Here is a 13,820-nt window from a genome sequence, read left to right on the forward strand (position 1 = left end):
AATTAATTCAATTTCTTTTTTTATCAAGTCTCTAAATTCAATTAATTTATTTATAAATGAATCACCAAAACCAGGTAACTTTTCTAAACCATCTCTGTTTAAATTTAATATTTCAGCTACAAGATTAGATAAATTATCTCTATCTAGATATTTAGTATATTTCTCCAAAGCTTTTAAAAATTTAGAATCAATATTAAAAAACGACAGCCTCATATTACTCAAATCAGCTGAAGCAATATCTATTTTTTCTTCATCATTTAGAGAATTATTTAATTTTAATTCTACTATGGATTTTATCTCTTTAAGGTTTCGAATATAACTTTTACCAATCCCGGGAAGTGCTTCAACTTCTAATATAGATAAATTTAAAAGATCAGAAAATGTCTCACCAAAATTGAAATTTGGACTATTTAGGCTAGCTTTTTTAAGTTTTTTTACTAATTTCAAATACTTATCTGGTAGCTTCAGATCTGATAATTTTGTCTGTAATGGAGGAATTTCAAATTCATTGTCCCTAATATCTTCTGGAGAAGAAGATAAATAATTAATACCCAATACTAATACAGGGTCAGTTTTAAGTAGCAATTTCATTTCTTCTAAAGTTTCAATATAACCAATCCCTACCCCTGATAATGAAGCCACTTCAGAAACTGGTAAATTAATAATATCTTCAATTGTTTTAACAAGTTTAAAATTTCTATCATTTAAACTAATATTTCTGAGACGTTTAATTAATTTTGAAAACCGCTCAGGTAATACAAAATCATCTAATTCTCTTTCTAAAATTTTTTCCAAAAAATCATCTAGCTTATTTAAACCATCGTTATTACTTTCGGATATATCCATTAATTGCACTAATAACTTTAATTCGTCGAAAGCATTAATATATATTGAACCAATTCCTGGGAGTTTAGATATCTCAGACCTAGGTAAATTTATCAAATCACCAAGAGTTTCCACTAGTTTAAAACCAGTATGGAATTTGGTTATATTTTTAAGTTTTTTTACCAAGTTTAAGAAACGCTCAGGCAGCATTAAATCATCTATCTTGGTATTTAGTGTAAGAACTTGAATATCATCAAGATTTTGAGAAATTGATGAGGATTCTATTTTATTGGACATCTTTTAACTTCTTTAAAAAAACAGAAATAGATTGATATTTCTCTTTTATTTCTAACTGATCATTTACTGATAACTTTTTGATATCTCCACGTGAGAATATTTTAGATTTATATTTTTGAATCAAAATACATTCTTCAGAATATTTTTTTGATTCATTATCTAATTCAATATCTTCAATAGCCTTGACAGATATTCCAGCTTCAAGTTTTATCAAGTCTGGTAATAATAACTGGATCTCTTTTTCACTAAATTCATATAACTGCTCTTCCATGAAATTTAGAGATATAGTTCTAAGGCTTGGTATCATATTATATTTGGAATAAAAGGTTTTTATAAATTCTTGTAATCTATCGACCATCAATTGTTGGTCGATATCATCTCCGAAAGCAGCTACAAGGTAACTATAATAAGAACCAAAATGTGTAGCAATCTGATCATAACTTACATTAACTAAACTGTCTGTTACTTCAGAAATTGATGGAGTTACCTTATTTTTTTCCCTATAAAATCTAAGCTTATCAAGTAGAATTTCTCGACTATTAAGCAAAAATTTCATATCTTCAATCAAAGATAATACTCGCGCAGCCTCAGCGCTATATTTTACTTCTATAGAACCGTCATGAAAAATTTGTGGCGTACTTAGATCACTCATTTCATCAATTAAGTTTTTACGATCTACTGGTTGCCTTTGGACTGCCCTCGATAGCTCTTTAACCTCGTTCAATCTCTCTAGAGATCCAACAAAATCTAAAACATGTACATACTCTTTATTTGGTGTTTTTCTTAAACCTCGACCTAGCTGCTGAAGCCAAATAGTTTTTGAGCCTGTATAGCGCATGAATACAAGCAAATTAGTTTCTGGAATATCAATCCCTTCATTAAATAAGTCACAAACTAAAATATATTTACAATTTCCTTCTCGGAAATTACGAATATTTTCTCGTCGTTCTTGGTCTGACATCCTTGAATGAACTAATGTTGCTGTACCTAATTTGAAAAAGCCTATCAAATGTCTCATATGTCTAATATTACGGCAGAATATAATACCTTTGACATTTTCAATTTCTTGTTCAGCAACTACTTTTTCAATAATTCGGACTACTTCTTGATCTTTTTTATGTAAAAATAATTTTTTATCTAAATCTGCTATAGATAGTCCGCTTTCTAACTGATCTATTTTATCTTGATTAAGATCATCAAGCAGAACTAGATATTTTGGAAATGCCAGTTTTCTATGTTTAAGAGCCCATATAAGATCAAATTTACCAATATGCCCATCAACACCGCCAAAAAAATTAATAACATCTTTATTATCAGTACGATATGGCGTCGCAGTTAATCCTATTAATAACTTTGGATTAAAACTTGTTACTACATCTAAATAAGTCCTTGCTGGTGTATGATGGGCTTCATCAACAATAATAAAATCAAATAAATTTCCTGATAATTCAGCTATTTGCCCATAAAGTGTATCAAAAGTAGCAAATACAAAATCTGTCTTTTCAGGTTTAGATCCAGAAAAACAAGCCGAAAAGCTATAATTACCTATCCCTAATACGTTTTTAAAAGCAGTAACAGATTGAAGTAATATTTCAATTTGATGAGCTAAAAATAGAATTTTTGGTCTTCTTTCAGATGATTGAATTAACTTTTTAATTAAATGAGCCACTGTGTAGGTTTTACCTAATCCAGTAGCCATTTCTATCAGAAGTTTAGTCTTACCATTTTCATATTTGGTTATAGCTTGATTAATTACATCTAGTTGATATTTACGGGGTTTAATATCTCGACCAATTTCGGAATGCTTTACAACCCACAAATTTTGCAATTCATCACGATCTATAAGTTCAACACCCAATCTTAAAGCACGAACTTTTACCTCTGATGTAAAATATGAATTGGTAACTAAAATCATATTTGTGACATTAGCTAAACGTGCACCAGCAACAAGCTGATTCAATGCTTTGACGTCTACTGTTGTTTGTATATTGCGTTGTTTAACTTCGATAGCAAATTTTCGCTTACCTTTATAAGCAAAAATATCTACACCGCCATCTCCATGCTTAAACTCTTTTCCTACTTTAGTAATTTCAGCATCATACCAACCTGATGCTACAAATAAATCTTTAATAAATATCTCAAAGTCATCAGGTGAAAGTTTATCAATATCTTTAAACTCTTTAATCATAAACACCTCCCCCTTCAGTTTGAAATATTTCCTTTAAAATAATATATTTGTAATAACCATACTATAACCCAAAGGTAGATATTTATATCATCAGGTTAAATTTATAATCATTATCTAATTATAAAACGACCATGCACTAACACTGTTTCAGTGGTTCTACAATGATGGTGGCCTCAGATCAAACCAAAACTCCGACAACTGCTCAATTTCTTGTTGATCATCCTGAAATCTTGCTAGCAGATCCCCTTGTCTAGGTTGACCAAATGCCATGCGATACAGGCTTAAATCAGATTTAAGCTGCAGCAATTTTTTTTCCTCTTTACTATAAGGCAACCTTGGCACATAACGTTGAATCGTTGTAGCCCCTTGTTCAGTCATCCAGAAAGGGATCATGTCATTTTTGGATGTAGATTTTTCTAGATAGGCTTGATCAAATAATATTTTCCATGGATCTTGACCTGCTTTATAAATAGTTTTCAGCGACTGCAGAGTATATACTTCAGCGACATTTTTACGTACCGCATACCCCTTATAACGATGTACGCGCCCCTCACGTTGTTCCAAATCAATTGGATTCGAAGGTAAGTTCCAATGCATTACAGCATGACACCAAAAATGAAAATCTAAACCTTCCTGACCAATAGAAGTTGAAGCGAGAACAAAAGGTCTAAATGGTGAGTTAAACGCATCCCTTACTTTTTCAATACGAATTTCTTGCCCTGCTTCGTTTGTTCCACTGCCAAAACGTAACGCAAACTTACAACGCATATCGAATGCATCATCAATGACTTGCTGATTGTCTACTTGAAATTGATGTACCCTGACGTGACTTGTACGCAATGTTAATACAGAGTAAAGCGAATCTGAAATCTCTTTAATACGGTTTTCAGTAGGCCCATTAGTTAAACCTAAAGCCTCTAATAAAACATGCACATGTTCATCTAATACCGCTTGTAAATTACCTTGCAGACTATATTTAAGCACTTTTCGCCAATATGACTTTTCATTAATAGACTTAAGCAAAGCAACACTTTCTGGTGCATTTAAAAGGCTTTGAAAGCCAGATGTAATACGCAATGCCCCTACAAATAATGCTTCTTCATTTCCCTTATATTCTAGAACTAAAATACGCCGTAAAGCACGTGTAGCACATAAAGCTGGGGAAGCTAAAACGATATCGGAGAGCACCTCGAAAAAATCGTCTGGACGTTTACCTAATCCATGACCATTCACAACACTTTCAGCCGTAGCTTTAATGACCTCGACAACACTTAAAATTGTCGTACTTTCTGTATGCTCTGACTCATCCTCTTTTCTAGAATAATGACTTGCCCACGTAGCCAGTCGCGATTTCCAGTCTAAATGTTCTTCAAGTGTGATATCCAATAAAATAGGTGCCAACCAGTACCAACTTGCATCAACATCAGATCTTGTGAGATCACAATACTGATCTAATATTTTACATTGCTGCTCTAATTGATTAATAACTAGCGATTTAACAGATGCAAGGCATGTTCTCTTTGAATCTATCTCAGCTAAACAGAATTCTAGTGGATCTAATTTTGCAAGTGTTATGGATGGATATAAAAGACTGAATGGGTATAAAAAATTAGGCTTTACATCTAAGGGTCTAGAAGGCCTTTTTGTTCGTGTATATGAAGTATTTTTTAACTTTGCATACATCAACCTTTCAGCTTCATACGATGTCAAAGTTGCAATAGCATTCGGTACTGCATTCCAAGCAGAGAATATCAATTGTTTTGATAAATGATCTTTACCTTGATATACACCATAAGGTTCCCAATACGATAAAGATGGTGGCATCCATAGTAGCTCTGCCATCCCCTGTTGAATCGTCTCCTTAAACAACAATCGTAATTTTGCATTATTTAAAGGAATTGGCTTATATTTTTGAATGTGCTCTTTTTTCACACTTAATTTGTTGGCTTCTTTTAATCCAAGCTTAAATTTTGCTGCAAATTCTGATTCGGGAGGGAGTTTTGCATTTTCGATTTTTCGACCTAAATCATAGTCCTTGATAAAATTCAGTGTATAGGGAATAGATTTCCAATATTCTGTAATGTTATTAACTCTTAATGTTTCTAACAATCCTCGAATTGATGCAGCATATTGTAAGTCTTCCACTTCAAGAACTGCACACTCATTTGGTTCTGATAACATGGAGTTTTGGTCATGACTCACAGATACCCTTTCAGTTCGGCACATCACTTGAAGTAATACAGACTCGATCTTGTTTTTGAGCTTAAGAATTTTTTCTCTATTTTTCACCCCAAGATCTAATTCTTTTCTGTAGTTCTGCATTATGTTTTTCAGATATTTTAGTTGAGCGTCATCATTAAATAAAAAGCCGAGAATCTGCATTAATTCAGCATAATGATCGGCTTCTTCTTCCCCCTGTACGCTATACATTTTATACGGCGTCGCAGATAGCATCAGAATTTTACTTTGATCATCTGAAAAAATTTTTTGTGCGATCATCTGTGCTTCATTATCATTATTCTGCTCACAACTCTGTTGAACTAGCAAATTTTTAAAGCGCTGAAACTCATCTAAAATGATCAAACTTGGTTTCAATGCGGAAAGACTGACTGAAGCTAATATTGACCTCAACTTGGCAATTAAATGATCCCTTGTATGTACAACGGCGCGATTATCTGAAGTAGCCAGAGAACAAAAATCTTGGCTACATAATTCAATCTGTTGTTTTAATTTTTCATTGGTTTCAATTTCATTCCTAAACGCTGTCACAATACTCTGATCAAAGACTCCCTCCCCTTGGTTCAAACATGCTTCGATGCTCTGCTCCCAACGATCAGGTCCAACATAACATCTAAGTAATTCTTTGAGTCCTTTTTTTATTTGTGGTGAATCAAACAGGGGGATGAGTAAGGAATAAAGGATTATTCGTTCATCCGCTTGCCCACCTTTACTCCGTGTATGGTCTAACGCGGTGCTAGGTGTAAGACTAATAAAATTCACCTTACTTTTTTTCAAAAGTGAAGTTTCTCTGATCAAGTAGGTCAAACGTGTTGCTCTTACTACTTCATCTTGATTGGTAACATTCAATCTCCGGATATTCTGGCTCGCAATGCTGGCATTTGAACAAATATAAAGAATATCAATTCGTTCTTGTTGGCTACTTAAAAATTCAATTGTTTTAGCAATCACACCTCGCGCCACTAAAGTTTTACCTAAACCAACTTCATCGGCCACTAAAAATCTAGAATTTCGATCACGTTCAAAAAGTTTAGAAAAAACCCAATGGACTGTTTGACGCTGAAAATCTTTTAAATTATTAAGAATCGGTTCAGATGAAAATGCCATTGTATTCAATTTACTTTTTTCCATTTATTGCTTGTTCAAATGCATGCCACAATTGAATAAATTCTTTAGGAATATGTTCGCTGTCCCCACCGCCTAAATCCTGCACTAAGTTTTGAATATCTTTCAATCGCTCAGGTTCATGCATATAGATGCGAAATAAATCTTCAAATAGTGTTGACTCATCATCCAATAAACGACTGAGCCAGTAAGAACCTGCTTCACTATTCGTTGCAACGGAATTGCTATTATCGTAAACACTGCCCAGTAATAATCTTAAGTATTGAATAAAACCATCCTTATTCTTGATTAAGACTTTCAGAATCTCTGCATCACGATCTGAGGGAAGATTCGTAACATTAACCTTCAATACAAATCGTAAATTATCTAGACGAGACTTATGCTTAATCTCAAATGCGATCAAACTAGAGATTTCAGAGCTGGTTAAATGATCGAAAGCTACTTTTTCAGTTTTACCGCTAATGTTCCAAGGCAGTGCCCGTTTTTCATTTAAAGTGATTGGCCAAAGCTTTACTTCATAGTCTTGGTAATTACTCTGACCATTTTCTTCCTCTGCATCTAACTCCAGCACATAGGTCCAAGCATTTGAAGTGTCATCGAATAAGCAATAACCTCGAATTGGTGTACTGCATATCCGTTTTCGAATTTCTTCGATGAACTGATCATCTTCGCTCAGATTTGAATCTTCAATCACTGTAAGATCATCGTACTGGGTCAAATAACCATTAGCTTTCATCCTTGAAAGAAAGTTATCAACATTAATCGATTGTACATCTTGGCTGACCAGTTCAACCAATACTTCATCATTTATTTGGTGTTTCAGAGCAGCATTCGTTGCATTAGCTGAACCCACAACTACATGTGTCCTAGACTGACCATCTTCTAAAGTTTCATAGATATATACTTTTGCATGTAAGCCTTTCGTTAAAATTTGATCTCTGGTCACGTGCAAACTTTCATTTAGTTCAGCATTTTCAAGATTGTCATCTACTAGCCCATCTGCCAGGGTATAAATTCCATTTTTAAATCGTTGTAGAGTTTCTGGTTTAAGCTTCAAAAGCTCTTCTTCTCTTGTGATGAGAGAACTAGCTTGACTTGACTGTGCTAATTTTTCTAAGACATTATCTGAACAAAATGGAGAAATTATCAGTAATTTTTCATTTTTCGGAATGGTCCATTGATAAGGTCCTTGATCCATAAAGTAAAAATGGATCGCACCATTTTGTTCATCAAACCCTTCAGGTACATGCCATTTCACCATTTTTAAATCAGCAATGATCTTATTAATTTGCTCTATCTTTTTATTCTTTAACTCACTTTCTTCTAGGCGATCTATCAGATTAGAAAAGAAATATATAATGGGTTCATTTTTTAGGTTTCGCTTTTTTCCCACCAATCCATCTAACTGCAAGGCAAGATCCCAAGAGTTATCTTTGGTTAAATTCCGAGAAAGTATTACAACTCTATATACAATCTCTTTGCCATTTATAAAACGTAGGAGCCATATTTTGGGATGAAAAACACCTCCTCGGGGAGATTCACTTTCTATAATCATGTCTTCTAAATAGCTAAAGACAGGATTTGGCCTTTTTTCTTTCGGAACTTGTATTAAACCTTTTTGTGAAAATACTGTGATTCGCTCCTTTAATTTTTTAATAGATGCCAATACAGAATAAGGATCTATTTCCTGACTATCTGTCGCTAATAATGACAAGTAGACTGGTATTTCCAACAATACTGAAGGATCTAAAGAATAAGTTGTTAATATCGCCTCATCCAATGTCATGCCACTTGGGGGAATTAAAAATGAAGTATTTAAATTTCTATCATACGGACTTAGCATTAAATACCCTCATGATCAGATAAGTCTTTTAAAAATTGTTTTGCTGTCGACCAACGATATCTCAGCTCATTCACACCAGATGCTCCACCCCACTGCTCTAAAGCTTTTTTATTGCTAAATCTTGATCGGGCTCCTTTTAAACGCTTTTCACGCTCTTTGATTAATACCATCACGTCATTCGACTTATAAAAATCTGGATCTTTTAACTTAAGAATTTTCAGCCATGCTTCGATAAATTTTTTAGTCATTCCATTGATCACTATGGGTTCAGCATAAGAGACCTTTCGCCTTTCAATGGTTGACCAAAAATCATCCAATGACCAGTTATCTAATCCAAATGCTTTAGAATCTCTGTGCTGTAATTTCAGATACCATTTACGTAATTGATCTTTATAATTTTTAGAGGCCTTTTCATCTTTGCTAAGTTGGGCAAGTAGCATGTTATAAAGCAAATAGGCTCCATGAATCAGTACAGAAAAGAACTCTGCATGATCAAGGAGCTGCTGTGTTTCTACATCAAAATGCTCAAATTCTGGATGGTCCCATGGTGCATTTATATCTTGGCTAGACTCATACTTAGTATTATCAGCAAGATATGCCAAAAGGCTTTCACCACAATGCTTACGTAGTTGCTCTTTTATAAATACTGCCTCTTCAGCTGTAATTTTTAAGTTCGCACTGTGTGGAAAATCTTGAGGTGGCTTTGGCAGATGAATATCCCATATCGATGCATTATTTTTTTGAATTTGAGCTTCTGAGTAATCATCATTACGCTTTTGTAAATGCTCAATTTCTTTCTCCAATTCAGCACGCTTGACACATAAAGATTTTGCTCGATCAAAATACTCCGATTGTGAACAACTCTCTCTCTTGATACCCCACTTTTCTAAGCCAGACCAATAGACAGAGCTGGGTAATCGTTTCAATTCTCTGCCAGAAGTTTTACCAAAGACACCATCTAAATCATCAGACTGCATAAGCGTACTTATTAAATTACGCTCTAAACCATCTATAATTTCTTGTGGTTTTTTATCATTCAAAGAAGGCTTTTCTGCCTCTTGATACAACCAAGGTACAAAGAAAAAATAACGCAGCCTTGTTTGAATGGTACTCGTACCCGGAAATAAGAGGTCAGATATACGATCCCTGATACTACCTATCCCTAGTTCGTCCCTGCTATCTTTTTCATTAAACTGGGATAAAAGTCCTAATACTTTTTCTCTCGCTTCTTTATTATTATCAATCCATGAAAGTGATGATTTAAGTGCAACGATCATATAAATTTTCTATTTAGGCAAGGATTTGAATATATTACTTTTCCAGTATTAGAATACACTAATTCCACTTTTAATTGGCTCCCATTTCTTCCCACCACCCATTATCACAGTCGCACAGTTATAAGCATCCTGTAAAAAACCTCGCCTTGCAGGTTCAGTAAATCCTGTTTGAGCAATTAAAGTCTCTCGGAGTGGATGATGACTCGTAATCAAGTATTCATTACGCTTATGTAAACGCTCTAGCAAATTAATCGATGGCAAAAAATCAAACTTTCCTTGCTGCCCTCGATTACATTCGAGACAAGATAAAACTAAATTTGCTATGCCATTGATTGGCTTTTGAATATCACACTCTCGAAGTTTATGTGGAAAAAAGTGATCCACATCAGCTGAATGCTCTTGTAGTTGTTCAATAGTAATCGGTGCAAAACAGTAAAAACATCGGCTCTTTTGATAGCCATTTAAAGCTGACTTCGCAGATGTAACATTCACTCTTCTGATTTTATTATCAGCAACCAATATCCCTCGATCATCATGTTGGATCTGCACCAAGTACTTTGGTAGATTCATATCCCAAGCAGTTTCAACCAAACGCCATCGTGCTTCAGTTTCATCAACTAAATCTCTTGAATTCTGTGCTTCAAATAGCTGAAATACCTCATCCGTCAAAATGATTCCACCATGTGTTTTTCGGGCATCCATGAAGAATCTTTTAGGTAATTCTTGTCCATGTACATTGTGAAAAGCATCAATCACATTTACAAACCCATACTGCACTGTTTTCGTAATCAAGGTTTGCTGATCGATTTCACCAGAGTTATAGGCACGGCAAAAATCCAAAAAACGACTTGAGCTTGATGTGGCTTGTTTATCAGCTAACTTCAGGTGCTCACAAATATGTTCGCTAAAAGGTTCTGCCAATTGTTCAAGTGTAATAATCGTATTGCCTTCAGCCTTTAGATCATAAAGTGATTTAGCTAAAGCAAATTTATAAGATGCAACATTACGTCCAAACAGAATGACAGCACGCCAATAATTCTCAAGAGACGGTTCAATCTCGTAAAATTCAGACATGAAATATTATTTCCTCATTATTATTTTTTATCTCTTTTTAATAAGTATATTTAACCACTCTTCATTCCGATCTGGGCGTTTATCTGTGGTAATCCATTGTTGTAAAAGCAATACTCCATCAAAACCGTTTAACAACTCATCTGACTGTTGCTCGTTTAAATCGGTAAAGCTGCGCCCATCTTTTTCACGGTCTTGATTGCCATATTTGAATGACATATAGCAAACACCGTTAGATTTTAACGCATCCAGTATTCTCTGCAGCACATCTGATAATTTGTCACGTTCACAGTGTAGTAATGATGCACATGCCCAAATACCATCATACTTTGCCTGTTCTGATAAATCGTAGAAACTTCCCAATTGCACGGGTAACCCCGTAAGCTGACATGCTTTTTCAACCAGTTCCTCTGAATAATCGATGGCATATACCTGATGACCAAAATTTTTAAAAGCCAAACTATCTCGACCTGAACCGCAGCCCAGGTCAAGAATAGATGCATGTTCGGGTAAATATCTTAAAAATGGTGTATAAAGGCTTTGCATTTCAACCTGATAGGTATTTTCAAAAAAATTCTGAGCATGCTTATTGTAATAATCTGATGTTTGATTCATTGCCTAAAAGCCAATATCTTTTCTAAAACAAAATACTGATATTTGAATATAAAAGTCAAACAATTAATCTTTTAGCTGAATCAAAATTTTATATAACACACAATTAATCAAGAAATAATAGAACAATCTTCAAAAACATAACATCTGTAACATCCTGTATTTCAATTGTAAAATACCCACCTTATAAGATATATCAATATTGTTTAACATCTCAAAAACCTATAAGAATATTCACTTGATTATCATTTTAAAATTATAGAGGACTCTCATTTATATGAGAAAAGCTTTTGATTTCAACGCTGAATTTGGCATACCAAAAGAATTATGTTGCAAAAATTTTAATAAAATCCAAATCAGTATACATCCTGATTTTTCTGGAATTTATATTTGTTATAAAGAAGCTTTCAAATCATTAAAAACAGATCTATCAATATTTACTTCATCTCCAAAACTTTACCTGTGGAAAGATCCCAATATATCGGGTTATACAGTCGCAAATAGCTTCCAATGGTATTTATATTTCTCAAAGAATATGCCAGAAAATATCAAACTATTTATACAGCCTTTTCCTCCAGAGAAGGAGAAAATTGAGCTATTAAAAAAAGCAGCAAGTTCAGAATTCATTAAATTTATTTCTAGTTTTGCTCATGATGTGAATAGACTAAATCCTCAGAAATTACTCAGATTGATCAATACTCATATTTCATCAGAAGTTATTCTGACATTGAACAAAGAAAATTCGTATAAACCACACGCGACAATGAGTTTAGAGCTACTTGCAAAACTGCTATCACAAACACGCAATCAACTAAACTACAGAAATAAAGCTATAGCTAAAGAAAGACAGTATGTACTTGATGAACTAGAAAAAAACAGTGAACTCGTTCAACAGCTTTTAAATAATCCTAACTACCTTCTCTCTCCAGATCAGCTGTGGAAACTGTAATGTCAGAATATAACCCAAGCATGCAAAATACTACAGATACCCAACAGGTGTCATTAAAGCAGGTATTGGAAAAGCTTTTTGATGATGAACAACTCAATCGTGCCGAGCATATACAATATATTGCTGACATACTAGCTTCACAGCCAACTGATCAATATCTTGAGGGCCTTAGTCTCGATCTAATAGACTTTGATGTACAACCCAATTCTGAAATTACTCGACCAGTTGCGTTAGTTTCTTCTCGAAAAAACACAGTGAGCTCAGCGCCAGTCACCTGGTATGTAAATTCTATAGCCCAATTAGCTGAATCAGAAACCAATGCTTCACTTTGGAATCTTCTGATCTTAAAAGCGGCAATCTACTTGATTGCCCTTCCTGATCTTAAACCAGAACTTTTTCAACAACACCATACTGAACATTTCAATACGGTTAAGCGCTTATTTCAACGTTTCCGTGCCGCCAATCGTGTATTGAACAATCCTAATAAGAAGTATCAAAATACTCCCGAATATATGCAGCTATGGCAGCAGCATCTGCAAAATCCTAGGCAATCATTAAATGATTTTGTTAAAAATCTGAATGACTTAAATAGTCAAAAACCAAACAATCCTTTTGAACAGAACCTACTGAATGATATTCGTGTCACATTTACATATATTCTAAAGAATAAAGCTAAAATTGCCAGAGCAAGTATAGAGACTAAACTACAGCATGATTTTCTGGATGAAGATGAGCTGATTGTTGAAAGTTCAGAAATTAAAAAAGGGCAAAAGTCTAAAGCTCTTAATATTGAAGAACAATTAGATGATCAAAGTACTCGCCAGATACATATTGACCCATCTACAGTCACACCTTTAGCGACATATTCCGAATCTAGCCAGAGCTATGTGCTGCCTTTAGTTGCCAGACATATTCAACGGAAAGAACATTTGCTGCCGTACAGCAATCTCTTTCCTACTAAGGCAAGTGTCAGTGCCCTACTCAACCGGCTATATGATGATTACTGCCAAAATAAAAATGGTAAGGTTTCACTGATCCTGATGCTGTCCTTCCTGACCGGTAATAAGGTACAGGAATGGCTACGTCTACAAAGTAACCGTGTTAAGGCTTTAAATTCTCGCCAAAAGATCCTTCAAAACAATGGGCAATATTTCCTGCGTACTAGATTTTCAATTTTTGAAAATAAAGATTTTGCTTATCCTGAGTCCTTACTCAACCAAACAGTTTATATCGATATCCCGATCCCAAATTTATTTATTGATTCATTGTGAACCGTACCGGGTTTGTCGGAGACTCAATATTCTGAGAGACTATTCCGATGAAAAAACCAAACTATACCCCCGAAATTAGAGAAAGAGCGGTTCAATTACTAATTGAATCTGAAAAAGATTATCC

Annotated in this window: 8 protein-coding genes and 1 pseudogene; 2 read left to right on the forward strand and 7 right to left on the reverse strand. The window is 34.2% G+C overall.

Annotated features, from left to right (window positions below):
- The 7 genes from GBN19_RS12720 to GBN19_RS12750 form a co-directional block, all read right to left on the reverse strand.
- On the reverse strand, positions 1-1,122 hold a 1,122-nt coding region (locus GBN19_RS12720), incomplete at its 3' end, for a hypothetical protein (protein ID WP_215903491.1).
- The gene (locus tag GBN19_RS12725; RefSeq protein ID WP_151778397.1) at positions 1,112-3,310 is read right to left on the reverse strand and encodes a DEAD/DEAH box helicase family protein; all 2,199 of its coding nucleotides are present in this window, start codon (positions 3,308-3,310) and stop codon (positions 1,112-1,114) included. The genes GBN19_RS12720 and GBN19_RS12725, both read right to left, overlap by 11 nt.
- 156 nt (positions 3,311-3,466) lie before the next feature.
- Complete coding sequence (locus GBN19_RS12730) at positions 3,467-6,679, reverse strand: DEAD/DEAH box helicase (protein WP_151710900.1); 3,213 nt, start codon at positions 6,677-6,679, stop codon at positions 3,467-3,469.
- Positions 6,666-8,516, reverse strand: coding sequence for a hypothetical protein (locus GBN19_RS12735; RefSeq protein ID WP_151710899.1), 1,851 nt, complete (start codon positions 8,514-8,516; stop codon positions 6,666-6,668). The genes GBN19_RS12730 and GBN19_RS12735 overlap by 14 nt, the downstream gene beginning before the upstream one ends.
- Positions 8,516-9,793: a DUF6361 family protein gene (locus tag GBN19_RS12740; RefSeq protein ID WP_151710898.1), complete on the reverse strand. Its 1,278-nt coding sequence runs from the start codon at positions 9,791-9,793 to the stop codon at positions 8,516-8,518. The genes GBN19_RS12735 and GBN19_RS12740 overlap by 1 nt, the downstream gene beginning before the upstream one ends.
- 48 nt (positions 9,794-9,841) lie before the next feature.
- The gene (locus GBN19_RS12745; protein ID WP_151778398.1) at positions 9,842-10,867 is read right to left on the reverse strand and encodes an HNH endonuclease domain-containing protein; all 1,026 of its coding nucleotides are present in this window, start codon (positions 10,865-10,867) and stop codon (positions 9,842-9,844) included.
- 27 nt (positions 10,868-10,894) lie between these two features.
- Positions 10,895-11,479, reverse strand: a complete 585-nt coding sequence (locus GBN19_RS12750) for a class I SAM-dependent methyltransferase (protein WP_151711068.1) — start codon at positions 11,477-11,479, stop codon at positions 10,895-10,897.
- A gap of 274 nt (positions 11,480-11,753) precedes the next feature.
- Between GBN19_RS12750 and GBN19_RS12755 the strand changes: the two genes are divergently transcribed.
- Together GBN19_RS12755 and GBN19_RS12760 are read left to right on the forward strand one after the other, a co-directional pair.
- The gene (locus tag GBN19_RS12755; RefSeq protein ID WP_151710931.1) at positions 11,754-12,425 is read left to right on the forward strand and encodes a hypothetical protein; all 672 of its coding nucleotides are present in this window, start codon (positions 11,754-11,756) and stop codon (positions 12,423-12,425) included.
- A pseudogene (locus GBN19_RS12760) lies at positions 12,425-13,693 on the forward strand (hypothetical protein); the annotation flags it as partial. The gene GBN19_RS12755 and the pseudogene GBN19_RS12760, both read left to right, overlap by 1 nt.
- Between the last annotated feature and the right edge of the window lie 127 nt (positions 13,694-13,820).

This window comes from Acinetobacter brisouii, assembly GCF_008993995.1.
In the GTDB taxonomy this organism is placed as follows: Bacteria; Pseudomonadota; Gammaproteobacteria; order Pseudomonadales; family Moraxellaceae; genus Acinetobacter; species Acinetobacter brisouii_A.